Source organism: Amycolatopsis sp. NPDC114503 (assembly GCF_055633655.1).
On record NZ_JBVKDT010000003.1, the window covers coordinates 80123 to 106394 of the forward strand.

Sequence of the window (26272 nt, forward strand, 5' to 3'; positions counted from 1 at the left end):
CAGTCATCGAAATTTCATCCAACCCCGATACGCTCGGCCGTCGACCGGATTCGTCTCGTCATGCACAGGAGAATTCGTGGCTGAACCGGAGTTCCCCCGCCAGCCGCATGTCGAGCGAGAGGGAGGGCAATCCTGATGTCTGACCCACATGATTGGGCGCGGCGGAACGCGCAAGTGCCCCCAGGCCGGCGGCGAACGCGTTCCGTGATGCCATGGCAAGTCGCACGGCGACTTTATGGCCCGTACACATTGTCCAAGCATTTCCGGTTGGCCGCCTCGGATGACCTTGAACTGATCGGCGGGGTGACGCTCAAGGACATTCGGCCTGTGGTTGGGGGCCGCCGCGCTCACGCTGCTCGCCCGCCCGAACCACCGCCGGGCAACCCGGCGTGCTGTACGACGGCCGTGCGTGCTCGCGCTCTTGGCGTTGGCGATGGGGACGGGCCTGGCGTTGACATCGCTGGTGACCACGCCTGGTCCGGACGGCTACCGCAACCCTCTCGTCGGTCTCGCGGCATGGGCAATGGACATATCGCCAGCGTTGCTTCTTCTGATCGTACCTTTGGCGATAGTCCTGTCAGTGCTGGCAATATGGTTCGCCATCTTTTTCTTGTGCTCCTTGTACCTCATGCATCACAACGGTTTCAGCGAGGGTGGCCACCCGCTGTTGCGGCCTATAACCAGTACCTGGCTCGCTTGGGTGGGTGCCGCATTGGCTATTGCCTTTCCCGCGCCGGACTCGACGCAGACTCCGATCGTGATCATTGCGGCATTGATGGGGCCAACCCTGGCCACCTTGATCAGCATCTGGGAGTGGCGAGAGTGTCAGAGTTGACAGAACGCGCGGGCTGCGGGCTGGCCTCAGCTACCCTGCGCCGAGCCTGTGACCAGCTATAACGCTCTACTTTGCGCTTGGCCGTCTTCGGGAGTCCTGGGCCGGCGTCATGGTCCCGCGCTCCGATCACGCCCATCGCTGGCTGCGCAACGGCGGCAGTCGCGCGCCCTCGGCGACGCCGGGAGCTTGCCGATCAGCAGCGAGACGGTTGCGTGCCCGAACTTCGACTATCCGGCCACACGGAGCAGATCGTCGTAGTGCTCGGCGATCAGGTCGGTGTTGCGTTTGCGGGTCAGTAGCGGTCCGGTGTGCGGGTAGTCGGCCTCCGCCTGCGCCCGCGACCCGGCGCGGCAGAGGGGGATCTTGCCCAGGTCCCGGATGCGCGGGGACAGCCGCAACCCGAGCAGATCGAACAGCCCGAAGTTGACCAGCGTCACCCAGTGGGTGTCCGTGGCGTGCTCGGTGACGGGGACGTCGGTGGCGTTTCCGAGGGTTTCGTGGAGAACGTAGTGGGCCTCGCGTGTGGTCGCGAGGATGATCTTCGTGCCGTAGGTGGTGTGCTGGTCGGTCACGTGGGTGTAGGCCGAGAGGACCTGTCCGTCGTGGATGACCATGTCCCGGCCGGTCAATGTCTTGCTGCGCACCGGAAACCGCTGCCCGTCGGAGGAGGACAGGGTGCCGGTGCCGAATACCGGGGCCAGCGGCAGCGTGCCGTGGTAGCCGATGATCGCCAGGTTCGCCGCCCGTAGCGTCTGCTCCCGCACGTACCACTCCGCGGTCCACGCCAAGATGTTGTAGGAGATCCCGCACGCGCCCCGCCGTCCGCGTGAGTCCGAGGTTGGCGGAGTGGCTGATCAGCACCGCGATCAGGTTCCGCTTGAGCTCCGGGCTGGCGTGGGGTGAAGCAGTCTAGGAACCCGGTGCGCTTGTCCGGTCCGGCCAGCAGCGACACGATCGGTGCGAACGGCAACATCTCGGTGAGCTCCGCCTTGAGGGCCACCGCCTCAGCGGGGACGTCCTCGGCGGTGAGCGGAGAGATCACCAGGTCGCCGCCGTCGTCCAGGCGGACCGGGCCATCGCCGGTGGCCGGGACCTGCTCCCACTCCCCGAGGGCGTCGTTCAGCTCGTTCTCGGCGGCCAGGGCGCGGGCAGGGCCGGCGGGTTGCCGGCCAGCCGGCAGAACTCCGGGCGCTGCGCTGACCGCTTGTCCGGGGTCAGCAGGGCAGGTGGCCGGGTCGGAGTAGAGCCGTCAGCCGGGTACGCAGGCGCCGCCGGTGCGCGGCCCGTCGCGCAATCCGAGCAGGTTCAGTGAGCCGGGCTTCAGATAGCTGAGCTGCGGGGTCATCTAGAGCGAGCCGGTGTCAGCTTCGCTGAGCCAGGACAGGACCTTCGCTAGCTCTCCGAGCGGCCCGGAGCACGACTATATGAATAATCTCAGTTATCCATATAGACAAGCACCGTCACATGCTTCCACTGGTTTCAGATTTGAATCTAGTACCTACTGTTTCAGTATCAATACTCTAACTGTAGAGTGTGTCTCACCTGCGGAAAGGGGCATCGATGGAGACGGGTGGGCCGCCGATACGGCGCGGGAGCCGGGAAGAACGGCGGGAGGCGACCGTGCGCGCGTTGGCCGCGGGCGACGAGGCGGGGTGCGCCTATTGCGGTGAGCCGCTGCCGCCTATCCCCCGGCAGGGCGGGCGGCCGACGCCGTACTGTCCGGCCGATCCCGAGCGGTACGGAAAGTGGGGCGCGAAGGTCGTCACGTGCGCGATGCTCGACGAGCAGCGCGAGATCTGGGTGACCGTCTACGGTCCCGACCAGCCGATGACCCTGCTCGACACCCAGGCGCTCGACGAGCAGCTCGGGTCGGCGCTGTCGGCGTTGGACCCGCTGCACGCGGAGCTGTCCGCGCTGCGCACGCACGTCACCGACCAGACCGCGGCGGCCCTCAAGGCGCGGGAAGAGGCTGAGGCGGCCCGCGACGAGGCGGTGGAGCAGGCCAGGGTGGCGAACACTGAACGCGCGCACGCGGTGGCCGCCGCGGAGGAGGCGCGCGAGGCGGAGGCGGAGGCCAAAAAGCAGTCCGAAGTGGACCGGGCCGAGCGCGACAGTGCGCTCTCGAATGCTTCTGCGGCAAGGAAAGCGCAGGAAGCGGCATTGGCTGTTCGCGATGAGGCGGAGAACAACCGTCAGCGTGCGCTCGAACAGGCGGCCGCAGCGCATGACCGGGTCACCGCGCTGCAGCGCGAGATCTCGGCGTTGCGCGCGACGGCGGTCGAGGATCTCGAACAGGCCCGCCGCGACGCTGCGCAGGCGCAGCAGGAACTGCGGACGTCGTTGACCGCCGAGCACCAAAGCCGGTTGCGCGACCAGGAACAGCGGATGCGCGAGCAGGCGGTTGAGGCGGACGAGCGGGTACGCGGGGTCCAGCTCGCGGCCGACCAGCGGGTTGCCGAGTCAGCGGCGCAGTTGAGCCAGGCGACGAAGGGGTATGCCGAAACGCTGGCGCCGCTGCACGCTGAGCTGGGGGAACTGCGTGCTCGCGTCAGTGCGCAGCAGGCTGAGCTGGACGAGCTGAAACGGCTCCGCGAAGCAGAGAAGGCCGAGGAAGAGGAGCAGGCGGAAGAGCAGGTGGCGGGGCACTGACGCTGCCGCACGCCAGGCCGGGTTGTGGTTCAATGGCCTCAGCCGCCTGGTCTTCCCGGCGGACTGTTCTCGCCCGCGGTGCTTTTCCTGGCCCGCATCGGGCGCGCTCCTGCAGCGAGCACTTCACCGATCCCGGCCTCGTCAGGTCGTCCCCAGCCATGCCCACGAAACGGAGCAGAACCATGCCCACCGAACGCCTCACCAACGGCACCGAGCGAGCACTCCTCGAGAACACGCTCGACCGCAACCGCGAAGCCCTCGTCGAGACCCTTCGCGGACTGTCCGAAGCCGACGCCCGACGACGGCTCGTCGCGTCGCTGTCGACGCCGATTTCCGTGGTCAAGCACGCCGCCGCGGCGGAACGGATCTGGTTCCAGCGGTTCTGGGCCGGGCTCGAAGAGTCCGAATGCGACGGTTACTCGAAGCGCGACGTCGGCACCTTCGCCGTCACCGACGACGAGACCGTGGCCGACGTGATCGCCGAGTACGAGCGCGCCAGCCAGCGGTCACGGGAGATCGCGGCGCGCTTCGAACTGGACGACACCAAGGAATTCCCGGGCGAGGGAACGGTCAGCATGCGTTGGACGATGCTCGCGATGATCCAGGAATTCGCCCGGCACGCGGGACACGGCGACATCCTGCGCGAGCAGATCGACCAGCCCCTGGCCTGACTCCCCCGGCCCGGGCTGGTCGGCCAGAAACGAGAGGTTCCTCGGCGATATCGACTGCCGGATCCGCCGTCGGCTCGGCACCTGCCAGCTGATGGCGGCCCACTGGTCGCGCGTGCGCAACTGGAGCGTCGAGAGCGGCGGCGAGGTTCGCGCACGCGCCGCCGACGCGTCGTGGTCGTTGTCGGCAGTTGAGCGGTGACTACGCTGGAGAGGTTCACCCGCCTTCGCTGGAGAGACCTTGTCCGACCGCCGTACCCTGACTGCCGACTGCACGAGCTGTTTCGCGCTCTGCTGCGTCGCGCTCACCTTCACCAAATCAGCTGATTTCGCCATCGACAAGCGCGCCGGCGACCCGTGCCCGAATCTGCAGCACGACTTCCTCTGCGGCATCCACGATCAGTTGCGCCCCAAGGGTTTCGCGGGCTGCACCGGGTACGACTGCTTCGGCGCCGGGCAGCAGGTGTCGCAGGTGACCTTCGGCGGTCGCAGCTGGCGCGAGGCTCCGGAAACCCGCAAACAGATGTTCGCCGCGCTTCCGGTGATGCGGCACCTGCACGAGCTGCTCTGGTATCTCACCGAGGCGCGTTCGCTGGCCGCGACCCGCGAAATCCACGCGGAACTGGACTCGGCGATCGCCGAGATCGAGAAGGTGACGGCCGGGGACGCGGACGCGGTGCTGGCGATCGACGTCGACGCGCGCCGGGCCCAGGTGAACCCGCTGCTGGTCCGCACCAGCGAACTGGTCCGCGCCGGAGCCGGGCGCAAGAAGGACCGCCGCGGCGCCGACCTGATCGGCGCGAAACTGGCCGGAGCGGATCTGCGCAGCGCGAACTTGCGCGGCGCGTACCTGATCGCGGCCGATCTCCGGGGCGCGGACCTGCGCCGCGCCGACCTGATCGGCGCGGATCTGCGCGACGCCGACGTCCGCGGAGCCGACTTCACCGACAGCCTTTTCCTTACCCAGACCCAGGTGAACGCCGCCCGCGGCGACGCCGCGACCAAGCTGCCTTCACGGCTGGCCCGTCCTGGCCACTGGTAGTCAGCGCGGCCGGGTGGACCCGACGACCACTCCGCCGAGCCGGGCGATCCAGCTGCCGCACACGCAACGCACGTATTCGGTCCGGCTGCTCGCCGACGCCGGGACGACAGCGGACGCGGGCAGCTCGGCCAGGGGCCAGCCGCAACGGGGGCAACGGTTTTCTTCCATGCCGCCATCGTGCGGTAATGGTTCAGTACGGTTCAACCCTTACGGCTCGCCGTGCGGCGGAGCAGGACGTCGCGGAGACGCTCTCGGGATGCAGGCCGTGCCACTGACCGTCGTGACGGCGGGTCGGAGTCGCGCCGTGGCGTCCATCCACGTCGGCGGGGCTGATGCGGTTCCGCTGGTTGTCAAGCCGCGCGCCGGGACCGTCCGATGAGGACGGAAGTCAGCTGGCGATGAGTGCGCCGACGGCGTCGCCCGCGGAAGCGGTCCGTCCTGTCGTGTGCTGGTAGCGCCGGACGAGGTCGCGATGGCGGACCCGCCGTCCGAGCCGTCGTTCGGCTCGCAGCACCGGATTGCGCTGCGGGACCGGGAAGGCCGCGGCGAGGTCGGCGAGCAGGGCCCGCTGATCGATGTCCGCGACGTCGAAGACCCACGACGTGCCGGGATCGAGGGTGACCAGTACGAAGGCGAGATGTTCGGTCCGGTGCTCCCGTTCCCGGCGGGCGAGGGCGAGCCGCAACGACGCCGCGTACGCCGCTTGTGCGTCCAGCCCGAGCGGAGGTTCTTGCCGGGCGCACCGCCGGCGTGCTTCCGCCATTCCCAGCGGCAGCAACGGTTCGCGCGCGGGCGGGCGGTCGAGTGCCGACCCGGCCAGGCCCTGGAGATCGATCCCGAGCGGTGCCAGGACAGCTCGGTCCGCAGCCGCGCCAGCACCTGCCGGAGCGGCTAGAAGAACGGCCTGGCGGATCGCCTCCCCGGTCGCTCCGTGCCTAATCAGCACTGCGGAGACGGAGCTGCCCGCGGCGAGGGCCAGCAGAAGATGTTCGCTGCCCGTGCGCGGATGTTCGAGGCCGCGCGCCAGCGTGATCGCCTGGCCCACGACCTGGCTCAGCTCAGGGTGATCTCCTCGGAACATCAGGCCCCCTCGACGCGGTGGTACTTGCGGTGCACGGTCTGCTTCGTGACGCCGAGGCGGACGGCGATGTCCCGCCAGGACCATCCGTTCCGCCGCGCCGCCGCTACCTGCTCGGTCTCCAGCTGCTCGACCAGCGTGCGAAGCCGGGCCACCGCCCGCAGTCCCGCGTCGGGGTCGGCGCCGTGAACGGCCTGGTCGAGATCGGCGAGCATCGACATGCTCGTCAGCATATGCTGACGATCGTCCGGGTGGCAATCGCGTTTGCGGCAGGACGCGAGAAGGCGCCCGGCCATGAGTCATCGCCGCGGATCAGCGGCGCCCTCATCGCGACGGTGCATCGCGCGATAACGGCCGGGGGCGAGCCCGACGACCCGTTTGAAAGCGCGGGCGAACGCGAATTCCGAGTCGTACCCGACCTTCCGGGCGATCTGGCGCAGGGGCGCTTGGCCCTCGCGCAGCAGGCGGGCCGCCACGGTCATCCGCCAGATGCCGAGGTATTCCATAGGGGTGTGACCGGTCGTCGACGCGAATCGGCGGCTGAACCGGGCACGCGGGAAGCCGACGGCGTGCGCGAGCGCCTCCACCGTCCAGGGTTTGCCGGGGTCGTCGTGCAAGAGCGCGAGCGCGGGGCCGACCGCGGGGTCGTGGAGCGCGTGGGCCCACCCGACCAGCTGGTCCGGCTGGCCGAGAAACCAGGACCTCAGGGTGTAGGTGAACAGCAGGTCGAGCAGCGAGGCCACCACGGCGGGCGTACCGCGGCCGGCGTGGTCGACCTCGGTGGTGAGCAAGTGGACGGCGGCGGCGAGACAGGTGCCGCGCATCTGGCCCGCCGTGACGTGCACGACGTCGGGCAAGGAGGCGATGAACGGGTGCTGCGGCGCCGGTTCGAGCAGGTACGCGCCGCAGACCAGAACGGTCTCGGGACCATCGCCCTCGATGACGAGGTCGGTGGCCGACAGCTCCTCCAGGTCGGCACCGAACAGCGCTCGCACAGTGGGAGCCGGCCGGCCCGGGGCGTCGGCGGCGACGTGCCCGGCACCGGACGGCAGCAACGCGACATCCCCCTGGGCGAGATGCAGAGCCTCTCCGCCGTCGGGGACGAGCACGCAGGAGCCGGCGATCACGACGTAGATCGTGGCGATCGATCGCGACTCGAACGCCATGCCCCAGGGGGCGCGCAGCAGCGCCCTGCCGTAGACGACGCCGCCGCGCCGGAGGGCGGCGACGATGTCGCCCACGACGTCGGCCACGTGGTCGCGCTCGCGACCGACCGCTCTGCCCGTCACCGCCATATCCGATTCGCTCCGGCGTGATGCCGATCGGATATGAATCTGTCGAGAACTGTCATGGCGTGCGTCGATAACCCGTTCATACGGTGATGTTGTTGCCGATTCGACCCTACCTTGCGAGGAACGCGTGCCCACCACAGTTCTTGTTCTCGGCGCGACCGGCCGCACCGGGCGCCGGGTGGTGTCCTTGCTGGCCGAGCGGGGACACGCGATCCGGGCGGCGAGCCGGGCCCCGGGGAGACCGGAGGGTCCGGTGACGCCGGTCCGCTTCGACTGGAGCGACCCCGCGACCTACCCGCCCGCGCTGGAAGGCGTGGACGCCATCTACCAGTGGTTCCCGATCAGCCCCGACACCACGACCGAGGTCGCGGCGCTGCTGGACGACGCCAAGACCGCCGGGGTTCGCCGGGTGGTCCACCTGTCGAACATGACGGCGCAGCTGTCCGGCGAGTGCTTCCCGATGCACGGGATCGAGCGATTCCTCGAAACGGGGCCGGTGCCCGCGACGATTCTGCGGCCCAACGTCTTCGCCGAGAACTTCTCCGAGCACCCCGCGATCCTGCAGGGCATCCGCACCGGTGTCGTCTCGGTTCCCGCGGGCGACGGCCGGGTCGCGCCGATCTCCGTCGAGGACATCGCCGCCGTCGCCGCGGCCGCGCTGACCCAGGGTGGCCATCAGCACCAGACCTACTCCCTGACCGGACCCCATTCACTGTCCTTTTCGGACATGGCAGCGATCGTGGCCGAGGCCGCCGGAAAACCGGTGCGGTACCGGGCGATGGACCCGGCCGAATTCCGCGAAGCCCTGCTCGGCGGCGGCACTCCTGGTCATGTCGCCGACTTCTACGCCGCCATGTACGAAGGGATCCGCAACGACGGGGCCGCCGACGTGACCGACGACGTCCAGCGGATCACCGGCCGGCCGCCGGTCTCCTTCGCCGACTACGCCCGTGCCGCGGCAGCCCTGTGGCGCTGACCGGCCGGTGCTGATATTCCACAGTGGACACTCCGGGGACGCGGCTCCGGACCACGAGCCCGGCAGTGTCAGAGACGTCCGAACGCAGGCGGGCGTTTCTGGATGAACGCGTCGATGCCCTCCTTCGCGTCCGGCGTGTCGAACAGCCTGCCCAGCGCTGCCTGGTCGTCGGCGAGCGCCGTCTCCAGATCCTGCTCCGCTCCCTCGTCGATGCGTCGCTTCGCGGCGCGGGCGGCTTCGGCAGGCAGGAGCGCAAGCGTCGTGGCCAGTTCCAGCGCCGCAGCGGGCAAGTGGTCTGCGGGGACGACCTTCGCGACGACCCCGCGCGCGAGCGCCTCGTCGGGGTAGACGGTGCGTCCGGTCAGGACCAGCTCCTTCGTCCACCTCGGGCCGACCTGGCGGGCCAGTCGTTGCGGACCGCCTCCGCCGGGGATGAGGCCGAGTTTGATTTCCGGCAAGCCGAACCGGGCGGTTTCCGAGCAGAAGATCACGTCGCAGCAGAGGGCGATCTCGAAGCCGCCGCCGAATGCGTAGCCGTTCACCGCCGCGACGGTCGGTTGCGGCAGTGCGCCGAGCGCGTCGAAGACCACCCGCGAGCGTCGTTGGTATGCCTCGAATTCAGCACGCGAGGAAGTGCCGTACTCGCCGATGTCCGCTCCCGCCACGAAGCCCCGGCCCGTGCCGGTGAGGACGACGGCGCGTACTGCTGCGGCGGTCCGCAGGGTCGTGATCTCGTTCCCCAGAGCGGCGATCAGCGAGCCGGAGAAGGCGCCGAGCTTGTCCTCGCGCTCGATCCGCAGGATCCGGACCGCGCCCTCGTCGCGCACGACCAGGTTGGGGTGGACGTGTCGTTCGTCAGTCATGGGCGGAACTCCGGACAGTCGTGAGGCGGGCGATCTCGTCGTCGGCGAGCACCTCGCGCAGCACCTCCGCGGTGTGCTCGCCCGCCCGCGGCGGGGCGGAGCGGAGCTGCCAGGGCGTCTCGCTGAGGGTGACGGGGCATCCGATCAGCGAGATCGGGGATCCGTCGGGGCCATCGGTCGTGATCAGGAGGTCCGAATCCTGTTCCCGCAGCTCGGCGACGGCCTCTTCGGTCGTCCGCACGCGCGCCGCCCAGAGTCCTGCGGCACCCAGAGTCTGGACCCAATGCGCCGCGGACTTCTGGCGCACGAGCGATTCCAGGCGACGTTTGACCTCGTCCCGGTCCGCCCAGGGATCGAGATCGGCGAGCGACGGGTCGCCCGCTACGTCCGCGACGACGTCCAGCGGGGCCATCGCCAGCGCGATCCAGCCGTCCTGTGCCTCGTAGACGCCGAACGGCGCCGACAGCCACGCTTGGCCGATGCCTTCCTCGGACCGCTCGTAGCCGCCGCCCTGGTTGAGAAAAGCGGAGATCTCCTGGCACTGCATGGCGATGGCGGTCGAGTAGAGGTCCACTTCGACGCGCTGCCCGATCCCGTGCCGCTCCCGCGCGACGAGCGCCGCGAGGATCCCGTTCGCGAGGGTGAGCGCGGTGGCGTGGTCGACGATCGCCGTCCCGGCGGGCGTCGGCGGGTCGCCGCGCCGGCCGGTGGCCGCTGCCAGGCCCGACATCGCCTGGATGAGGAGGTCCTGCCCGGGGCGGCGCTCGCGGGCGAACGGCGTGTCCTGCCCCCAGCCCGACCCGGAGCAGTAGACGACGTCGGACCGCACCGCGCGGATGTCGTCGTAGCCCAGTCCCAGTTTGTCCATGACGCCGGGGCGGAAGTTCTCCACCACGACGTCGCACGTCGCGGCGAGGCGCAGCAGCGCGTCTCGCGCGGCGGGGTCCTTGAGATCCAGTGCGAGCGACCGTTTGTTGCGGTTCATCGCGAGATACGCGGCCGATTCCCCGGCGACCAGGCCGCCCATCATCTCGAGCGAACGTTCCCACTCCCCTTCGGGACGCTCCACCTTGATGACGTCCGCGCCGAGGTCGGCGAGCATCTGCGTCCCGTACGGGCCGAGCATCATCTGCGTGAAGTCGAGGATGCGGATCCCTTCGAGCGCCTGGGTCATGCTTCTGTCTCCTTCGTCGGCGGCACGGGCGCGACGGAGTCCCGCAGGGCCCGCCGGTCGACTTTGCCGTAGTGGTTGCGCGGCAAGCTGTTTCGCACGTGGACGTGCCGCGGCTTCTTGTACGAGGCGATGGCGCTCACGCACGCGTCGCGCAGGGCCGTTGCCAGGGTTTCCGGGTCCTGCGGCGAATCCTCGCCGACGACCACGAACGCGTGCACCGCCTCGCCCCACTCGGGGTCCGGCACGCCGGCCACGGCGACCTCGGCCACCCCGGGGACTCGCTCGATGACCTGTTCCACTTCGCGCGGCTGGATGTTGTACCCGCCGGAGACGATGACGTCCGAGCTGCGCCCGACCAGGTACAGGTAGCCGTCGTCATCGACCCGGGCTTGGTCGCCGGTGGCGAACCATCCGTCGGACAGCACCTTCGCGTCGAGGTCGGGCCGGCGCCAGTAGCCCGGCATGACGACAGAGCCCCGCACCGCGAGAACGCCGTCGTCCACGCGGTGCTCGACGCCGTCGACGAACCTGCCCGCCGACGTGAGGCGGATCGAGTCCGAGCCGATGGCGGCAAACTCGTCGTGATCGGCCGGTGTCAGCACGGAAAGCGGCGCGAGGGCTTCGGCGAGCCCGTAGAACTGGGTGAGCACGCCCGGGAACCGACGGGACGCGCGGACCAGCACGTCGGCGCTCACGGAGGAACCGCCGTATGGGAGGCAGCGGAGGTGCCGTCCGCTGGCGGGCCGTGCGGCGGCTGCTTCGACGAGGCGTGCCAGCAGGACCGGCACCAGTGGCACGATCGTGCCGTCGTGCCGGTCGATCAGGTCGAGGACGGCTCCGGCGTCGAATCGCCGCTCGATCACCGTCCGAGCGCCCTGGATGAAGCAGTCGAGCGCGACCGATCCGGCGAAATGCGCCGCCGGAGCCGCGAGGACCACCGTGTCCGACTCCGTCACCGGGGGCAGATACGCGAGCGAGTGCCGGGTCCGCGCTACCCAGGCGCTTTGCGTGACTACCGCTGCTTTCGGTGCGCCAGTGGTACCGGAGCTGTACATCAGCATTGCCACGTCGTCGTCGCGCGGGCGCACCGGTGCTGCTGTCCGTCCGTCGGTGGGGTCGGGCGGACGGTCGGCGTCGAGGCCGACGACGACGGTGCGAGCGCCAGCGTCGTGCAGCGCGGCCCGCAGCGGGTCGGCCTGCCCGGGGTCGGCGCACACGACGGAAGCCTGTGCGTCGAGGCAGATCGCCGCGACCTCCCGGACGTGGAGCTTCGCGGAAACGGCGACCCGGACCAGGCCGAAGCCGAGCAGCGCCTGATCGAGGAGCCGGGTCGTCACGCCGTTCTCGAGGTGCACGACGACGCGATCTCCTTTGGCAGCGCCGTGTTCGACGAGCAGGGCGTGGATGCCTCGCGCGAGCTTGGCCGTTTCGGCGAACGTGAGCCAGCGTCCGTCGTGAAGCAGCGCGGGCGCAGCCTCGTGTGTCTCGTAGGTGCGCTCGAGGATCTCTGGCAGCGTGCCGGGGCTAGCCGACATGCGCACCGGCCCACAAGTCGTTGAGGCGCACCACGATCCGCGCGTCGTCGGCTCCTCCGCGGATCATGTCGTGCAGCGCGGACGCCGCCACGCGCTGGAATCGCGGGTAGGCCGGTTCGCGGGGGCGGAGGAACGACTGCTGCATGGTCGAGAGCGTGCCGCTGAAGAATCCCCCGGCGAGCGGGTCGCGCCAGGCACGAGCGGCGGCGGGCTGACCCCCTGCCGCCAGGTAAGCCCCGGCCTGCACCTCCGGGGACGTCGCGAAAACAACGAAGTCCGTTGCCTCGCGCGGCAGAGCCGAGCGCGCCGACACAGCGAGGCCGACCCCGCCGGTGAGCGACCCGGTGGCCGTCCCCGCGGCGACCGGCGCGTCTGAGAACACGACGCGCCGGTCCAGCGCGTAGGTGCTGTAGCCGAAGACCAACGGCGTGTACCGCGCGGGCCCGGCGCCCGCGAGTTCGTCGAGCACCTGGATCGGGTTCGCGTCAAGCGACCTCTCGGGCAGCAGCGCCAGCACCTCGCGCAGCAACGCCAATGCCTCTAACGCTGTGTCGGCGTCCAGTCCGTGGTCACCCCACCAGGCGGGCAGGTCCCCCGCCCGTTCGCCCGGACGGACGGCTTCGCACATCGACAGCAGAGTGCCCCACAGATGCGTGGGATTCGCGGCGAGGAGAGTGCGAGCGGGCCCGAGTGCGGCCAGGTGCGCGACGACGTCCTGCCACGTGCGCGGAAGGTCGGTTCCGGTCCTGGCCGCGCTCACCATGCAGGCCGCGTCGACTGGAAGGGCCATGAGCCGGCCGTCCCACACGTAGCTGCGCAGGCTTGGCCCGACGTAGGCCGCTGTCCGCTTCTCGATCAGCTCCGACGGCAACGGCGCGAGAGCGCCGGCGCGCGCGGCGTTGCCCACGTGCGGATGGTCGATCGCCAGAATGTCGAACTCGTCCGCCAGCTCGTCGAGCGGGACGTCCTCGAACTCCTCGAGCGTCCGCGCGGTCCACTCGACCGAGATACCTGTGCGGACCTCGTATTCCGCGGACGTTCCGGCGATGGGGTCGATGGCGCGGGGGTGATCCCACGTGAGCCCCCGTAGGCGCGTCATGGCCTGGTTTCTCCTGTCAGTCGTGATGGACGGGGCTGGACGGGCGAGCTGCCCGCGCCACCGGATTGCGCGCTCGGTTGCGCTGGTGGATGCCGACGGCGACCAGGCCGGCGATCGCCACGACCTGCAGCACGACGAGGTAGTACGCGGGAGCGAGGAGCGACCCCGTGGACGACACGAGCGCCACCACGATGTACGGGGCCACGCCGCCGAACGCCGCGTTCGCCACCGCGTAGACGATGCTGAGGAACGAGGTCCGCACGCTGCCCGGGGCGAGTTCCGCCAGCAGCGCGGGCGTCGGGCCGGCCACCAAGCCGAGCGACGCGGCGAACAACAGCACCGCGGCACCGATCGCGACAGTCGATCCCGCGATGAGCAGCTGATAGCCGGGGACCGCCACGACGGCGAGCAGGACCGCGCCTGCCAGCATCACCTTCCAGCGTGCGAACTTGTCGGACAGCCAGCCGCCGAGGACGACGAACGCCGCGTACGCGCTGAGGCCGACCAGCGACGCGGTCAGGCCCTGGCTGATCGGACGCTTCAGGACGCCCTCGAAGAACGTCGGCAGGAACTGGAGCGTGACGTAGCCGCCCGCCGTCCAGGACACGATCGCCGCCGTGCCCGCGATGATCATGCGCCAGCTCGAGCGGAAGACCTCCTTGATCGGAGCCTCCTCCAGTGTGCCGGTGGCCTGAAGCTCGGTGAAGGCGGGCGACTCGTCGATCCGGCGGCGGATGTACCACCCCGCGAGGCCGAGCGGCAGCGAGAGCAAGAACGGGATGCGCCACCCGAAGCCGTGGAGGAACTCCTCGCTCATCGCCGAGGTGAGCGCGGTGCCCAGACCGGCGGAGACGGCCAGTGCGGCCACGATGCTCGCGGGCTGCGCCGAGCCCATCAACCCTCGGCGGCGGCGGTCGGCGGACTCGAACAGCAGGGAGGCGGCTCCCCCGAACTCGCCGCCCGCGGAGAACCCCTGCACGAGCCGAAGGACTGTCAGCGCGATCGGCGCCAGCGCCCCGATCTGGTCGTAGGTGGGCAGGACGCCGATCAAGGCGGTGGCGACCGCCATCATGAGGATGACGACGGACAGGACCCAGCGCCTGCCGTGCCGGTCCCCGAGGTGCCCGAACACCAGCGCCCCCACCGGCCGCAGGACGAAGGCGGCCGCGAAGATCGCCAAGGTCGCGAGCAAGCCCACGAACCCTTCGCTCTCCGGGAAGAAGACCTTCGCCAGAACGGCGGAGAAGTACCCGTAGATCGCGAAGTCGTACCACTCGACGAAGTTTCCGGCGACGGCAGCCGCGACGATCCGCGGCCTGCTGCTGGGTGAGGTCGGCATGAGGCGTCTTCCTTGACGTGTCGGGAACGGTCCGGCGAGCGCACCGAGAAGCACGAACAACGCGACGGTAACACGTGTTACCACCGTGGCAAAGAGACTGTTTCAGACCTTCGTGGCGAATGGCGAGGCTTCGCGACCCCGGTCACCGAGCGACAGAACCGCCCGGTGAGCCGGACGTACGCGGCGGTGCCGTGGACTCGCGCGCGACGACCCGCGGCTCCGGCTCCGTGACCATGACCTGCTTGTCCACGGTCTGGCCGTCGAGCAGCTGCATCGCCGTCTCGACCGCGACCGCGCCCATCTCGCGCAGCCCCATCCGGACGACGGTCAATGCCGGCTCGAGGTATGCGGCGTAAGGCATGTCGTGGAATCCGACGATCGACAGCTCCCCCGGCACCTCGATGCCGAGTTCCCTCGCCGCGATCAGCGCGCCCACCGCGGCCTGCACGCTGTGCACGACGATGCTCGACGGCAGCGGCCCGCTTTCCGCGAGCCGGAGCAGCGCACGTCGTCCGGACTCCGGCTCGTGGCCGCCGTCCCCGACCCAGCGGTCGTCCAGCTCGAGGCCCAGCTCCCGCAGCCCGGCGACATGCCCGCCGACCCGGTCCGCGCCGCGCTGAGTCGCCCCGTCCAGGTGCAGCAGGCCGATCTCCCGGTGTCCCAGGTCTGCCAGGTGCCGCACCGCGAGCATTCCGGCCGTGTGTTCGTCCGCGCTCACGCTTTGGTAGTCGGCGGAGCGCTCGTTGACCAGAACTGTCGGAATGCGCGCTGCGGCGGCGCGAGCGATCGCGGCGTCGGAATCGTCGCCCGCGGGCAGCAGCAGGAGGGCGTCGATCGCATCGCTTGCGACGAAACGGCGGAAGGTCGCCGCGTCCCGGTGAAGTTCGGCGGCGTCGGCCAGCATCAGCACCGAGCGGTGCCGGTTGATGGCCTCCTGCGCGCCCTTGATGACCTCGCTGTACACCGGGTTGCTCAGGTCGTGCACCGCCAGCCCGATCGCGCCGGCGCGAGATTCGCGAAGCGCCTTCGCCGCGTGATGCGGGATGTACTCCAGCTCAGCGGCGGCCGCCAGCACGCGCTCGCGGGTCTCGGACCGGACCCGCAACGCCTTGTCGCCGTTGAGGATGCGCGAAACCACAGCGTGGGTCACACCCGCCAGGCGCGCTACATCCTTGATTGTCGGCACTCGTCGATCGTAACCGCCGCACGCCTCGATCTCGGGGACCCGCCTGGACCCAGCCCTTGCCCAGCCGCAGCTTCACCGCCTCGCCAGGTCCAGGTTCTTGGTCTCCCGGAACGCGAACCCGACCACCAGGGACGACACCACCGCGATCGCCATCAGGTAAATCCCCGGCGCCAGCGAGTTGCCGGTGAGCGTGACGAGCCCGGTCGCCACGAACGGCGCGGTCCCTCCGAAGAGGACATACGCCGCGGTGTAACCGATCGCCGAGCCGCTGGCGCGGACCGGGCCGGGGAACATCTCCACCATCGCGGGCACGTTCGACGTGCCGATGACCGCGACCAGCACGGCGAGCACCGCGGTGCCGACGAGCGCCCCGGCGAATCCGGCGTGCATGAGCGCGAACGCGGGCAGCGTGCACACGACGAACCCGACGCACGACACCAGCAGCATCCGTTTGCGTCCGTACCGGTCGCTCGCCGACGCCATGAACGGGCACGCCGCGCTGTAGCACAGCATCGACACCACGCTCGCGATCAGCGCCTGGGTGCGCGAGTAGTGCAACTCGTCGGCCATGTACGTGATCATGTAGCTGCTCATCAGGTAGTACGCGATCGCGTTCGTGATGCTGTAGCCGAAGAGCGTGCAGATCTGCCGCTTGTGCGAGCGGAGCGCGTCGCGCAATGGCTTGCGCTGCACGGAGTTCTCGCTTTGCAGCTGCCGGAACACCGGGCTGTCCTCGACCCGACGGCGCAGGTAAAGCCCGATCAGCCCGAGCGGGCCGGCCAGCAGGAACGGCACCCGCCAGCCCCAGGTGTGCAGGGCACCCGAGGACAAGGCAGAGGTCAGCAGCACCCCGACCGCCGATCCGGCCACGCTGGCCAGACCGACGGTCGCGGGCACGGTGCTGGCGAAACGGGCGCGCCGTCCGTCCGGTGCGTGCTCCATGATGAAGGCCGAGGCGCCGGTGTACTCGCCGCCGGTGGAAAAACCCTGCAGCGTCCGCAGGACGAAGAGCAGGATCGGCGCGGCGACCCCGAGCGCGGAGTACGTCGGCAGCACGCCCATCAGGAACGTGGCGCCGCTCATCAGCAGCACGCTCAGCGCGAGCGTCCGGTTGCGGCCGATCCGGTCCCCGTAGTGCCCGAAGAACGCCGCGCCCAGCGGCCGCGCGACGAACCCGCCCGCGAAGATCGCCCACGTGGCCAGCAGCGCCGCGGACGGGTCGTTCTTGGGAAAGAACTCGGCGGCGATAGTGGAGGACATCGTCGCGTAGGCGGCGGAGTCGAACCATTCGGTGAAATTGCCGATGCCCGAGGCGAGCGCGATCTTCCGCCTGCCGCGGGAAAGGCGCGCGGGCTGTTCGGTCCGGACGGTCATTGGCCGGCTCCTCGTCAGTCGGTGCCGGGGCCGCGATCGCGGTCCCGGAGATCGGCCCGGCGGATCTTGCCGGTGGCGGACCGGGGCAGCACGTGCACGAACTCGATGTGCCGCGGGTAGGCGAAACGCGAGTAGGTCTCCTTGGCAAAAGCGCGCAGTTCTTCGGCGAGCGCGTCGCCGCCGTCGTAGCCGGGCGCGGGTTGCACCCAGGCTTTGACCGCCTGGCCGCGCACCGGGTCCGGGACGCCGACCACCCCGGCGTCGGCGACCGCCGGGTGTGCCCGCAGGGCGTGTTCCACCTCGAACGGGCTGACCCGGTATCCGGACGTCTTGATCACGTCGTCGGTGCGGCCGAGGAACCAGAAATAGCCGTCCTCGTCGGCGAAAGCCTGGTCGTTGGTGTGGTACCAGTCGCCGCCGAAGACCGCTTCGGAGTCCTCCGGCCGGTTCCAGTATCCGAGCGGGTACTGCGGGTTCGACCGGGCGCGCAGGCAGATCTCGCCCGGTTCGCCCTGGGGCACCGGCCGCTCCTGCGCGTCCAGCAGCGCCACGTCCCAGCCCGGCAGCGGACGGCCCATCGAACCGGGTTTCACCGGCACACCGGGGAAATTGCCGACCAGCGGGTAGGACTCGGTGGAGCCGTAGTAGTCCAGCAGCGGCACGCCGAACTGCCCGGTGAACCAGTCGATCAGGTCGGCGGTCAGCGGTTCGTTCGAGGAGCACACCACCCGCAGCTTGTGCGGGAAGCGCAGGCCCGCGTCCGGGACGTCGGCGGCCATCTTGCGCAGGAACGTCGGGTTGACCAGTGCGGTGGTGACTCCGTTGCGGGACAGGGAATCGAGCAGCCCTTCGGGGTCGAACCCGCCGGCCGGGCGGTAGACCAGCTGAGTCGCGCCGGCGCGCAGCGGACCCAGCAGCTTCGCCATCGACCACGCCCAGTCCCCCGCGCCGTAGAAGACGTCCCCGGGGCGCAGGTCGTGGCAGTAGCGGAACTCGTTGTGCCCCAACAACGTCCGGTGCGCGTGCACGATGCCCTTGGCCTTGCCGGTGGTGCCCGAGGTGTAGAAGATCAGCGCCGGATCGTCCGCGGCGGTGTCCACTGTGGCGAATCGCGGCGGCAGCTCTTCGATCGCCGGGTCGTCGATCTCGACGATGTCCCCGGCGAAGCCGCTGACCCGGCCGCGCGCCTCGGATTCGGTCACCAGCACGGTGGTTCCGGAGTCGGCCAGCCGGTAGCGGATCGGCTCGTCGGCCCACAACAGGGACATGGTCACCAGGATCGCGCCGGTCCGCAGCGCGCCCAGGTAGGCGGCCGGGGTGTCGGGCCGCTGCGGAAGGAGCACCGCCACCCGGTCGCCGGGCCGCACTCCCAGGTTCCACAGGTGCGCGGCCACCTGGCGGGAGCGGTCCTGCACCTCGCCCCACGAGATCTCGCGGTGCGCGCCGAGGTGGTCTTCGAAGATCAGCGCGGTGGCGGCGCGGTCGTGGCGGTCGGCCACGTCCGCAGCCATGTTGTAGCGCGGCGGGACTTCCCAGTCGTGTCCGGCGCGTAGTTCGTCGTAGGTCACCCGATGCTCCTTCAGCGCTGCTTCGCGGCCAGAAAGCGCGCCATCTCCCGCTGCGGCTCCCCGGTGGCGTATGCGTCGGCGTGGATCTTCTTGGCCGCGGTCACCGCCTCCGCCAGCGCCTCGTCGTCCAGCTCGCGGAGCCGGGCCTTGGTGAGCGCGACCGCGCCCGGCGGCAGCGCGGCGATCGCGCGGGCCTGTGCGACGGCGGCGTCGAGCACCTCGTCCTCGGCGACGAGCCGGGTGAGCAGGCCGAGGCGGTGCGCTTCGACACCGTCGACGAGCTGGGCGGTCAGGGCGAATTCGGCGGTCTTGGCGCGGCCGAGGATGTCCCACATCGCCCAGATCCCAGTGATGCTGGGGATCCCGGAGGCCACTTCGGGCTGGCCCATGGTGACGCCGGCGTGCCCGATCCGCAGGTCGGCCACCAGCGCGTACTGGAAGCCGGAACCGGCGACGACGCCGTTGACCGCGGCGACGGTCGGCTTCCGCAACTCGCGCACCGCGCGGTACAGGCGGTCGAAATCGTCGATCCAGGCCTCGGCGGCGGCATGGTCGTCCGGGCGGATCGCGGCCGTCTCCGCCAGGTCCTGCCCGGCGCAGAACGCCCGCCCGGCCCCGGTCAGCACCACACCGCGGCAGGTCGGGTCCTCGTCCAGTTCGCGCAGGTGCCCGATCAGCCGCTCCCGCATCGCGTGGGTCCACGCGTTGAGCTTCTCCGGCCGGTTCAACGTCAGGACCGCGATCTCGCCCCGGCGGTCGAGCAGCACTGTTTCACTCATGGAGGTCGTTCCTTCGCTCGTGGTCTGCGTCGCGGACAAGAAAAACAGCGGAGGGCCGTCGCTGGCCAACACCAACTGCGACCTGCGGCGATATCAGGTTGGTATGGTTCGGCCGATGGAACTGCGGCATCTGCGGTACTTCGTCGTCCTGAGCGAGGAGCTGCACTTCGGCCGGGCCGCCAAACGGCTGCACATGGCGCAGCCGCCGCTGTCGCAGCGGATCCGGGACCTGGAGCGCGAGCTGGGCGTCGAACTGTTCCATCGCGGCCGGGGCGGCGTGCGGCTCACCGAGGCCGGGGCGCTGCTGCTCGAACACACGCGTCCGGTGCTCGAAGGCGTGGACAGCGCGCGGGAGGCGATGCGCCGGATCCTGCCCGGCACGTCGGGCACGCTGCGCGCGGGAATTCCCCCGGACACGACTCCCACGGTGCTGCGCACGATCGCCGCCGCGTTCGCCGCGAAGGCGCCGGACGTGTTGCTGGAGCTGCACGAGGTGAGCACCGACGAACAGATCGCCCGGCTGCGGGAGGGCAAGCTCGACGTCGGGCTCGTGCGCCATCCCTCCGACACCGTCGGACTGGAGTCAGGGCCGGTCCTGTCCCGGCCGCTCGGGGTCGTGCTGCCGGCGGCGCACCGGCTCGCGGCCTCGGACGTCGTGCGGCTGCGCGACCTCAACGGCGCCCCGCTGGTCATCTTCCAGCGCGAGATGGCGCCGCGGCTCTACGACCACATCCTCGCGATCTGCCGCGACAACGGCTTCCTGCCCGGCGCGATCCGGCACGCGCGAAACCCGAACTTCACGCACGGGCTCGTGCTGGCCGGAATGGGTGTGCACTTCAACGAGGAACACCCGTTGCCCGACGGCCTGACCTGGCGCCCGCTCGACGAGGACCGGCTGCGGTGGTCGAGTTCGGTCGTCTGGGTGCCGACGCGCGCCAACGACGTCATCGCCGGATTCGCCGAAGTGGCCGAGGAAGCCCTGCGTGCCGCCGGGCACAGAATGTCTACTGTGGACTGACAAGCACCGGGAAGTCAGAGCTGGGTGTCGGGCACGTCCACTTCGACTTCTTCCAAGGCACCGCCCAGCTTCAGCTGACAGCCGAGACGGCTGCGCTTCTCGTCGCGGGGCGCCGCGGTGCACTCGAGCATTTCGTCCTCGGACAGCGGCGGCACCACGGTCAGGTAGGGCTCGCGGACATAGACATGGCAGGTCGCGCACATCGCCTGGCCGCCGCATTCGCCGACGATCCCGTCGACCCCGTTTTCCACGGCGGCGCGCATCACGGTGCTGCCCGCCGCGACCGCGACTGTGCTGACAACCCCGTCGTGGTGGAAGGTGACCTTGGGCATTCGGTTCTCCTCGAGGATTCAGTCCCAGTGCACGGGCAGGGAGAGCACGCCGCGGAAAACCCAGCCGCCTACCGTCGCGGGCCGGGCCGGATCGGGCCGCAGCCCCGGGAATTCGGCGAACAGCCGCGGCAGCGCGACGTCGACCACCGACGCGCGAGCGACCCACGCACCGGCGCAGAAATGGTTGCCGCCGCCGAAGGCGAGGTGAGGTTTGCGCGGCCGGTCGATGTCGTAGACCGCCGGATCGCCGAACACCGCGGGATCCCGGTTGGCCGCGCCGATCACGACGCCGAGCCGCGCGCCGCGGGGCACCGCGAGCCCGGCCAGTTCGGTGTCCCGCGTCGCCTGCCGGGGATACATGCCGATCGGCGCGACCCAGCGGAGGGATTCCTCGAAGGCTTCCCGCCATCGCTGCCCGGCGAGCACCGCCGCCAGCTGCGCCGGACGGGTCAGCAACGCCCACGCCGTGGTCGCGAGCGCGTCGCGCGGTTCGTTGACCCCGCCGCCGATCGTCATTTTCACGTTGGCGCGCAACGCATCTATCGGCATCCCGGAGGCGGCGAGCACGGACAGCAGGCTGCCGTCGGGTTCGGCGCGCAGGGTCGGCAACAGTTCGTCGACCGCCTCGTCGACCTCGCGGGACGAGCGTTCCGCGGCGGCCCACACCTGCGGGTTGTCCGCGTAGTTCCCGGTGCCGTCGATGAGCGTCTGCGACCACCGCTGCAGATCCCGCTGAGTGGCATTGCGGAACCCGAGGACGGCGCGCAAATTGTCGGCGGCATACGGTGCGGCGAACTCGGCGACGAGATCAGCGCCCGGGCCCGCGGCGCGCAACTGCTCCGCGTACGTGCGGTAGTTGCGCTCGAAGACCGCTTCCCACTGCTGTTTGACCGCCTTCGGCCGCAACAGCCCGCCGTACGCTTTCCGCTCGGCATCGTGTTCGGGGTCGTCCTTGCGCAGCATGCTGTGGCCCATCGAGCGCTTCATCAACGACTGCGCTTCGTCGGCGGAAAACCGCTCCTGGTCGAGTTCGACGGTGTGACAGGCTTCGTGGCCGACCACCAGATAGCGGTCCAGCGCCGGAACCCAATGGATCGGAGACTGTGCCAGGAGCCGCTGGTAAATCGGGTAAGGATCGGCGTACAGAGCGGGGATCTCCACCCAGTCCGCGGTCGGGATTTCGCGGGTCGCTGTCGTGTCGATTGTCATCGTCGACCTCCTCGCTCCCAGCGTGAGCCACGCCACCACGACAGGTAAAGTTCAAATAACCTGCGAACAACCACAGCTGAGGTTTGGTTATGCCTGGCTACACCCTCCGCCAGCTCGAATACTTCGCGGCGGTGGCGGAGGCGAAGTCGATCTCGGCGGCCGCGGCGGCGCTGCACGTGACTCCGACCGCGGTGGCTTCCGCGCTCACCGGACTGGAACGCGTGCTGCGCACCCAACTGGTGGTCCGCCGCAAGGCGCACGGCATCACGTTGACGCCGACCGGGCAGTACGTGCGAGAGCGCATCGCCGGGCTGCTGCGCGACGCCGACGAACTCGAGCGGGCAGCCGTGGGCGGAGGGCGCGAACTCGCCGGGCCGCTGGCGCTGGGCTGCTACTCCACGGTGGCGCCGACGGTGGCCCCCATCCTGATGGAGTGGGTGCGCGACCAGCACCCGCGCGTGGACCTGTCGGTGGTCACCGGCAACCAGGCCGAACTGCCGCAGCGGCTGCTGGCCGGCGGGCTCGACCTGGCCGTCGGCTACGACATGGCACTGCCGGACGGACTGGACTCCGTCCGGCTGTACAGCGCCCCGCCGTACGCCCTGCTGCCCGCCGGGCACCGGTTGGCCGGCCGCGGCACGGTACCGCTGGCCGAACTGGCGGACGAGCCGATGATCATGCTGGACCTCCCGCCCGCGGCCCAGCACACCCGGGAACTGTTCGAGCGGGCCGGGTTCGAGCCTCGCGTCGCGCACCGGACCGCAGATTTCGAACTGACCCGCTCCCTCGTCGCCCGCGGGTTCGGCTATTCGGTGCTGATCCAGCGCCCCACGGTCAACCGGTCGTACGAGGACCTGCCGCTCGCGCTGTGCGACCTCGAACCCGCGGACCCGGCCGCGAACGTGGTGATGATGTGGCCTCGCGAGGTCCGCTTGAACGACCGGGCCGCCGCCCTCGTCGAGTTCGCCGCCCGCAACGCCGACCGGCTGGACCCGCGCCGCCGCGCCTGATTGCCGCGACGCGAGCTGACGGGGCGCCAACCAGGTTCACGTTCGTCCACAATGGAGGATCCTGGGCCGCTGTGCCTTGCCGCCGCCTCAGCCCTCCGCGCGGCGCACCGACCCGCGAGGTGGTGTCCGCCTCGCGGGTCGCTGCACGACCGTGTGCGGCGTGGTCGTCGATCTGGGGTTCGAGAGTGGGCCGCCAAGGACTCGAACCCTGAACCCGTCGGCCCCGGACACCACGCCGTCGCCGCCTATGCCGCCGTCCCCGACACAGGCGACGGCGCGCTGGCCTCGCTGCGCATCGCCCCGCTGCCCGTACGGCCCGGCCCCGACGCCGTGGAACTCGCGCCAATCTCCCACGCCAGCCACGTCCGCACCGCCGGAGGCCGCATCTTCCTCGTCGCTTCCGCCGACGGCCCGCTTCGCCGAACTCGGCCGCGTCGAACTCCTCGTCCGGGAAACCAGTCCGTCGCCGCCCGCCCAGCCGACATCGCCCGCTCCAGGCCGGTGCGCTGCTCCCCTACTCACCCGGGCGAGTCCCGCCGCGGGCGACCAGCACCGGGCACAGCGCGTACGAGATCAGCGCCTGGCTCGTGGATCCCAGCGCCAGGCCGCTGAACCCGCCCCGGCCCCGGCTGCCGACGACCAGCAACTGCGCCCGGTCGGCAAGATCGAGCAGCACCTCGGCCGGGCGCCCCGCCCGCACGACCCGCTCGACGACGACGTCCGGATACTTCTCCTGCCAGCCGGCCAGCCGCTGCGCGAGCAGCTCGTGCTCGTGCTCCTCGACTGCCGTGCGGTCCATTCCCCGCCGGCCCTCTTCGAAGATCTCGGCCAGGAACGTCTCGCTCCAGCTGTGCACCGCCACCAGCCGCGCATTCCGCCAGGTCGCCTCTTCGAACGCGGCCGCGATCGCCGCTTCGCCCTTGGGGGTGCCGTCGACGCCCAGCACGACCGACCCCTCGGCCGGAGCCTCGTCCTCGCCGACGTGCGGCCGGACCACCGCGACCGGACACGGCGCGTGTGCGGCCAGCGCGACCGACACCGACCCGAGCAAGACGCGGCCCGCCGTGCTCCGGCCTGGACTGCCGAGGACGATCATGCTCGCGCCGGCCGCCTCGGCCAGCAATGCTTCCGCCGGCCCTTCGGCCCGCACCGCGGTCGCCGCCTCGACGCCCGGCGCGGCCTGGGCAGCCGCGTCGCCCGCTTCGGCCAGCACTCGAGCGCCGCGCGCGCCGGCAGCTTCCTGCATCTGCTCGAACGACAGCTCTGCTGCGGGAAAGGACGCCGGCAGCTCAGGCAACGCATGGACCAGGCGAAGACCCCGGTGACGTTCCCGCGCGACCCGTGCCGCCCAGCGCACTGCTGTCAGAGCGGCCGCGGAACCGTCGACACCGACCACCACTGCTGACTCCGACCCCGTCATCCGATCCCTGCTTTCCCCGTACGGACAGTCCGTGCAAGGAAGCTACCGGCCCAAAGCCGTTCCAGCCCGTCGTCACACCCCGACGGGGGAAGCGGCGAGCTGGTCAACCGCTTCGGCCGGATGACCCCCGACAACCGTTTCCGGACACGGCGGCTGCTCGTCCCCGGTAAACGGGATTCGCCAGTGCTCGAACCGTTCCCGCTGTCGACCGCGAACGACGCCGCCGAGGACGACGACTGGAACGTCCGCACCACCGCGGCCGCGCCGTGTTCGACCTGCCCGGACCCGAAAACAACGTAGAACCCGTCCAGGCAGCGCTGACCGCGGAACCCGAAGAGTTCGCGCGCGCCAACGTATCCACCGCACTCGACCTCTTCCTCCGCCGATCCTGACCGATCGCGCCACCGGCGTCTCGGCACCTGCGTCTCGACCGGATGCTGCGCCCCACGACACGCGTTCCCGAAGCGGCAGCAGGCCTACCGGATTCCGAGACCGTCCGGTCGCTGGTCGCCGGATGCTGAGCTATGGTGACGGTGTCGCGAAAAACGATGCTCCGCGGTTCAAGCCGCCGAACATCGCGCACACATCGACGCAGACGTTTCTGCTCGGTCAGCGGCTCCTTGCCGAGATCCGGTCTTCCCGCCCCTTCTCGGCGAACACCCTTGCCGGCGCGTGCCGGCTCGACAAAGGAGCGCACCATGCAGAAGTCCGTCGCCATCATCGGAGCGGGGCTGGGCGGCCTGACGCTCGCCCGGGTGCTTCAGGTCAACGGTGTCACCGCGACGATCTACGAGGGCGAGGCGTCGGCGACCGCCCGCGCGCAAGGCGGCTTGCTCGACATTCACGAAGAGACCGGACAAGCCGCTCTCCGCGCAGCCGGTCTGTACGACGAGTTCCTCAGCCTGGTCCGTCCTGGCGAGGACGCCAAGCGCGTGGTCGACCACGCCGGCACGGTCCTGCTCGACGCGCCCGGGAATCCCGGATCGGCGCGCCCGGAGGTCGATCGCGGCGAACTCCGGGACCTGCTCATCGAGTCGCTCGCACCCGGCACCGTCAAGTGGGGGCACAAACTCGACTCGATTCGGCACCGCCCGGAGGGCGGCTACGACCTCGCCTTCGCGACCGAGGCGGCCGCGCACGCCGAACTGGTCATCGGTGCGGACGGGGCCTGGTCGAAGGTGCGCCCGCTGCTCACCCCCGCCAAGCCGCTCTACAGCGGAACCTGCTTCATCGAGATCGGCCTCGTCTCCGGCGGCCCGGACCACCGGGCGAGCGTGGAGGCGATCGGCACCGGCACGCTGATGGCGGTCGAGCCGGGCAAAGGCATCATCGCCCATCGCTACGCCGACGGGCGCGTATCCGGCTACGTGGCGCTGAACAAGCCCGAGGAGTGGGCGAACTCGATCGACTTCGGAGACCCGTCCGAGGGCCTGCGTCAAGTCGGCGCCGAGTTCGCCGGCTGGTCGCCGCTGCTTACGGCGTTCGTCTCCGAAAGCGACGTGGAGCCACGGCTCCGGCCCATCTACGCCCTCCCCGTCGGCGTCAAGTGGGACCGGATACCCGGCGTGACGCTCATCGGCGACGCCGCGCATCTGATGTCCCCCTTTGCCGGCGAAGGCGCGAACCTCGCCATGTACGACGGTGCCGACCTGGCGAGCGAACTGGTCGGGCAATCCGAGGTCGAGGGCGCGCTCGCCGCCTACGAGGATCGGCTGTTCCCGCGTAGTGGCGAGGTCGCCGGCCTCTCGGCACAGAACCTGGAGAACTTCTTCGGCCGGGAGGCGCCGCAGAGCGTGGTCGCTCTCTTCGATCGCTCTTAGAGAGCC

25 protein-coding genes are annotated in these 26272 nt (G+C 70.2%); 8 read left to right on the forward strand and 17 right to left on the reverse strand.

What is annotated here, in order from left to right; all coding sequences use genetic code 11:
• Positions 1 to 409: 409 nt before the first annotated feature.
• Complete coding sequence (locus tag ACZ7OI_RS13055; protein ID WP_470264397.1) at positions 410 to 835, forward strand: hypothetical protein; 426 nt, start codon at positions 410 to 412, stop codon at positions 833 to 835.
• A 227-nt stretch (positions 836 to 1062) separates the two neighbouring features.
• On the opposite strand, the gene ACZ7OI_RS13060 is transcribed toward ACZ7OI_RS13055, so the two are convergent.
• On the reverse strand, positions 1063 to 1599 hold the full coding sequence (locus ACZ7OI_RS13060; RefSeq protein ID WP_470264398.1) for a Tn3 family transposase: 537 nt from the start codon (positions 1597 to 1599) through the stop codon (positions 1063 to 1065).
• Between the two features lie 796 nt (positions 1600 to 2395).
• Between ACZ7OI_RS13060 and ACZ7OI_RS13065 the strand changes: the two genes are divergently transcribed.
• The 3 genes from ACZ7OI_RS13065 to ACZ7OI_RS13075 all read left to right on the forward strand — a co-directional run bounded on the left by ACZ7OI_RS13065 (position 2396) and on the right by ACZ7OI_RS13075 (position 5194).
• Positions 2396 to 3484, forward strand: a complete 1089-nt coding sequence (locus ACZ7OI_RS13065; protein WP_470264399.1) for a hypothetical protein — start codon at positions 2396 to 2398, stop codon at positions 3482 to 3484.
• Positions 3485 to 3666: 182 nt separating this feature from the next.
• Complete coding sequence (locus ACZ7OI_RS13070; protein WP_470264400.1) at positions 3667 to 4155, forward strand: DinB family protein; 489 nt, start codon at positions 3667 to 3669, stop codon at positions 4153 to 4155.
• 238 nt (positions 4156 to 4393) lie between these two features.
• Positions 4394 to 5194, forward strand: a complete 801-nt coding sequence (locus tag ACZ7OI_RS13075) for a pentapeptide repeat-containing protein (RefSeq protein ID WP_470264401.1) — start codon at positions 4394 to 4396, stop codon at positions 5192 to 5194.
• Here the strand turns inward: ACZ7OI_RS13075 and ACZ7OI_RS13080 are convergent, their stop codons facing one another.
• The 4 genes from ACZ7OI_RS13080 to ACZ7OI_RS13095 form a co-directional block, all read right to left on the reverse strand.
• Entirely contained in the window at positions 5195 to 5362 is a 168-nt protein-coding gene (locus ACZ7OI_RS13080) for a hypothetical protein (protein ID WP_470264402.1), read from the reverse strand.
• A 220-nt stretch (positions 5363 to 5582) separates the two neighbouring features.
• Positions 5583 to 6275, reverse strand: a complete 693-nt coding sequence (locus tag ACZ7OI_RS13085; RefSeq protein WP_470264403.1) for a Clp protease N-terminal domain-containing protein — start codon at positions 6273 to 6275, stop codon at positions 5583 to 5585.
• Positions 6275 to 6493 carry a helix-turn-helix domain-containing protein gene (locus ACZ7OI_RS13090; protein ID WP_470264404.1) on the reverse strand — a complete coding sequence of 73 codons (219 nt, stop codon included), beginning with the start codon at positions 6491 to 6493 and terminating at the stop codon, positions 6275 to 6277. Before ACZ7OI_RS13090 ends, ACZ7OI_RS13085 begins: the two co-directional genes overlap by 1 nt.
• A gap of 78 nt (positions 6494 to 6571) precedes the next feature.
• On the reverse strand, positions 6572 to 7567 hold the full coding sequence (locus tag ACZ7OI_RS13095) for an AraC family transcriptional regulator (RefSeq protein ID WP_470264405.1): 996 nt from the start codon (positions 7565 to 7567) through the stop codon (positions 6572 to 6574).
• A gap of 124 nt (positions 7568 to 7691) precedes the next feature.
• Between ACZ7OI_RS13095 and ACZ7OI_RS13100 the strand changes: the two genes are divergently transcribed.
• The gene (locus ACZ7OI_RS13100; protein ID WP_470264406.1) at positions 7692 to 8540 is read left to right on the forward strand and encodes an NmrA family NAD(P)-binding protein; all 849 of its coding nucleotides are present in this window, start codon (positions 7692 to 7694) and stop codon (positions 8538 to 8540) included.
• Between the two features lie 68 nt (positions 8541 to 8608).
• Here the strand turns inward: ACZ7OI_RS13100 and ACZ7OI_RS13105 are convergent, their stop codons facing one another.
• The 9 genes from ACZ7OI_RS13105 to ACZ7OI_RS13145 all read right to left on the reverse strand — a co-directional run bounded on the left by ACZ7OI_RS13105 (position 8609) and on the right by ACZ7OI_RS13145 (position 19457).
• Positions 8609 to 9403: an enoyl-CoA hydratase/isomerase family protein gene (locus ACZ7OI_RS13105; protein ID WP_470264407.1), complete on the reverse strand. Its 795-nt coding sequence runs from the start codon at positions 9401 to 9403 to the stop codon at positions 8609 to 8611.
• Entirely contained in the window at positions 9396 to 10577 is a 1182-nt protein-coding gene (locus ACZ7OI_RS13110; protein WP_470264408.1) for a CaiB/BaiF CoA transferase family protein, read from the reverse strand. Before ACZ7OI_RS13110 ends, ACZ7OI_RS13105 begins: the two co-directional genes overlap by 8 nt.
• Positions 10574 to 12112, reverse strand: coding sequence for a class I adenylate-forming enzyme family protein (locus ACZ7OI_RS13115; protein WP_470264409.1), 1539 nt, complete (start codon positions 12110 to 12112; stop codon positions 10574 to 10576). Before ACZ7OI_RS13115 ends, ACZ7OI_RS13110 begins: the two co-directional genes overlap by 4 nt.
• On the reverse strand, positions 12102 to 13211 hold the full coding sequence (locus ACZ7OI_RS13120) for an extracellular solute-binding protein (protein WP_470264410.1): 1110 nt from the start codon (positions 13209 to 13211) through the stop codon (positions 12102 to 12104). Before ACZ7OI_RS13120 ends, ACZ7OI_RS13115 begins: the two co-directional genes overlap by 11 nt.
• A 16-nt stretch (positions 13212 to 13227) precedes the next feature.
• Positions 13228 to 14550, reverse strand: coding sequence for an MFS transporter (locus ACZ7OI_RS13125; protein WP_470264411.1), 1323 nt, complete (start codon positions 14548 to 14550; stop codon positions 13228 to 13230).
• 142 nt (positions 14551 to 14692) lie between these two features.
• Positions 14693 to 15736 carry a LacI family DNA-binding transcriptional regulator gene (locus tag ACZ7OI_RS13130; protein WP_470264412.1) on the reverse strand — a complete coding sequence of 348 codons (1044 nt, stop codon included), beginning with the start codon at positions 15734 to 15736 and terminating at the stop codon, positions 14693 to 14695.
• 72 nt (positions 15737 to 15808) lie between these two features.
• The gene (locus tag ACZ7OI_RS13135; protein ID WP_470264413.1) at positions 15809 to 17110 is read right to left on the reverse strand and encodes an MFS transporter; all 1302 of its coding nucleotides are present in this window, start codon (positions 17108 to 17110) and stop codon (positions 15809 to 15811) included.
• Between the two features lie 14 nt (positions 17111 to 17124).
• Positions 17125 to 18678 carry an acyl-CoA synthetase gene (locus tag ACZ7OI_RS13140; protein WP_470264414.1) on the reverse strand — a complete coding sequence of 518 codons (1554 nt, stop codon included), beginning with the start codon at positions 18676 to 18678 and terminating at the stop codon, positions 17125 to 17127.
• An 11-nt stretch (positions 18679 to 18689) separates the two neighbouring features.
• A complete protein-coding gene (locus tag ACZ7OI_RS13145) occupies positions 18690 to 19457 on the reverse strand; it encodes an enoyl-CoA hydratase/isomerase family protein (RefSeq protein ID WP_470264415.1) in 768 nt (255 codons plus the stop codon).
• Between ACZ7OI_RS13145 and ACZ7OI_RS13150 the strand changes: the two genes are divergently transcribed.
• Positions 19456 to 20475, forward strand: a complete 1020-nt coding sequence (locus ACZ7OI_RS13150; protein ID WP_470264416.1) for a LysR substrate-binding domain-containing protein — start codon at positions 19456 to 19458, stop codon at positions 20473 to 20475. The two genes, ACZ7OI_RS13145 and ACZ7OI_RS13150, sit on opposite strands and share 2 nt — an antisense overlap.
• Before the next feature lie 14 nt (positions 20476 to 20489).
• On the opposite strand, the gene ACZ7OI_RS13155 is transcribed toward ACZ7OI_RS13150, so the two are convergent.
• A complete protein-coding gene (locus ACZ7OI_RS13155) occupies positions 20490 to 20807 on the reverse strand; it encodes a 2Fe-2S iron-sulfur cluster-binding protein (protein WP_470264417.1) in 318 nt (105 codons plus the stop codon).
• Between the two features lie 18 nt (positions 20808 to 20825).
• Positions 20826 to 22016 carry a cytochrome P450 gene (locus ACZ7OI_RS13160; RefSeq protein ID WP_470264418.1) on the reverse strand — a complete coding sequence of 397 codons (1191 nt, stop codon included), beginning with the start codon at positions 22014 to 22016 and terminating at the stop codon, positions 20826 to 20828.
• Positions 22017 to 22105: 89 nt separating this feature from the next.
• Between ACZ7OI_RS13160 and ACZ7OI_RS13165 the strand changes: the two genes are divergently transcribed.
• A complete protein-coding gene (locus ACZ7OI_RS13165) occupies positions 22106 to 23026 on the forward strand; it encodes a LysR substrate-binding domain-containing protein (protein WP_470264419.1) in 921 nt (306 codons plus the stop codon).
• Between the two features lie 514 nt (positions 23027 to 23540).
• Here the strand turns inward: ACZ7OI_RS13165 and ACZ7OI_RS13170 are convergent.
• A complete protein-coding gene (locus tag ACZ7OI_RS13170; protein ID WP_470264420.1) occupies positions 23541 to 24446 on the reverse strand; it encodes a universal stress protein in 906 nt (301 codons plus the stop codon).
• 698 nt (positions 24447 to 25144) lie between these two features.
• Here ACZ7OI_RS13170 and ACZ7OI_RS13175 point away from each other — a divergent pair.
• The gene (locus ACZ7OI_RS13175; RefSeq protein WP_470264421.1) at positions 25145 to 26266 is read left to right on the forward strand and encodes an FAD-dependent oxidoreductase; all 1122 of its coding nucleotides are present in this window, start codon (positions 25145 to 25147) and stop codon (positions 26264 to 26266) included.
• Positions 26267 to 26272 lie beyond the last annotated feature (6 nt).

Excerpts from the sequence above, each read along its gene's own strand:
- ACZ7OI_RS13065 (WP_470264399.1), top strand. The coding sequence starts at position 2,396 with ATGGAGACGGGTGGGCCGCCGATACGGCGCGGGAGCCGGGAAGAACGG.
- ACZ7OI_RS13070 (WP_470264400.1), top strand. The coding sequence starts at position 3,667 with ATGCCCACCGAACGCCTCACCAACGGCACCGAGCGAGCACTCCTCGAG.
- ACZ7OI_RS13080 (WP_470264402.1), bottom strand. The coding sequence starts at position 5,362 with ATGGAAGAAAACCGTTGCCCCCGTTGCGGCTGGCCCCTGGCCGAGCTG.
- ACZ7OI_RS13085 (WP_470264403.1), bottom strand. The coding sequence starts at position 6,275 with ATGTTCCGAGGAGATCACCCTGAGCTGAGCCAGGTCGTGGGCCAGGCG.
- ACZ7OI_RS13090 (WP_470264404.1), bottom strand. The coding sequence starts at position 6,493 with ATGTCGATGCTCGCCGATCTCGACCAGGCCGTTCACGGCGCCGACCCC.
- ACZ7OI_RS13095 (WP_470264405.1), bottom strand. The coding sequence starts at position 7,567 with ATGGCGGTGACGGGCAGAGCGGTCGGTCGCGAGCGCGACCACGTGGCC.
- ACZ7OI_RS13105 (WP_470264407.1), bottom strand. The coding sequence starts at position 9,403 with ATGACTGACGAACGACACGTCCACCCCAACCTGGTCGTGCGCGACGAG.
- ACZ7OI_RS13110 (WP_470264408.1), bottom strand. The coding sequence starts at position 10,577 with ATGACCCAGGCGCTCGAAGGGATCCGCATCCTCGACTTCACGCAGATG.
- ACZ7OI_RS13115 (WP_470264409.1), bottom strand. The coding sequence starts at position 12,112 with ATGTCGGCTAGCCCCGGCACGCTGCCAGAGATCCTCGAGCGCACCTAC.
- ACZ7OI_RS13120 (WP_470264410.1), bottom strand. The coding sequence starts at position 13,211 with ATGACGCGCCTACGGGGGCTCACGTGGGATCACCCCCGCGCCATCGAC.
- ACZ7OI_RS13125 (WP_470264411.1), bottom strand. The coding sequence starts at position 14,550 with ATGCCGACCTCACCCAGCAGCAGGCCGCGGATCGTCGCGGCTGCCGTC.
- ACZ7OI_RS13135 (WP_470264413.1), bottom strand. The coding sequence starts at position 17,110 with ATGACCGTCCGGACCGAACAGCCCGCGCGCCTTTCCCGCGGCAGGCGG.
- ACZ7OI_RS13150 (WP_470264416.1), top strand. The coding sequence starts at position 19,456 with ATGGAGGTCGTTCCTTCGCTCGTGGTCTGCGTCGCGGACAAGAAAAAC.
- ACZ7OI_RS13145 (WP_470264415.1), bottom strand. The coding sequence starts at position 19,457 with ATGAGTGAAACAGTGCTGCTCGACCGCCGGGGCGAGATCGCGGTCCTG.
- ACZ7OI_RS13155 (WP_470264417.1), bottom strand. The coding sequence starts at position 20,807 with ATGCCCAAGGTCACCTTCCACCACGACGGGGTTGTCAGCACAGTCGCG.
- ACZ7OI_RS13160 (WP_470264418.1), bottom strand. The coding sequence starts at position 22,016 with ATGACAATCGACACGACAGCGACCCGCGAAATCCCGACCGCGGACTGG.
- ACZ7OI_RS13165 (WP_470264419.1), top strand. The coding sequence starts at position 22,106 with ATGCCTGGCTACACCCTCCGCCAGCTCGAATACTTCGCGGCGGTGGCG.
- ACZ7OI_RS13170 (WP_470264420.1), bottom strand. The coding sequence starts at position 24,446 with ATGACGGGGTCGGAGTCAGCAGTGGTGGTCGGTGTCGACGGTTCCGCG.
- ACZ7OI_RS13175 (WP_470264421.1), top strand. The coding sequence starts at position 25,145 with ATGCAGAAGTCCGTCGCCATCATCGGAGCGGGGCTGGGCGGCCTGACG.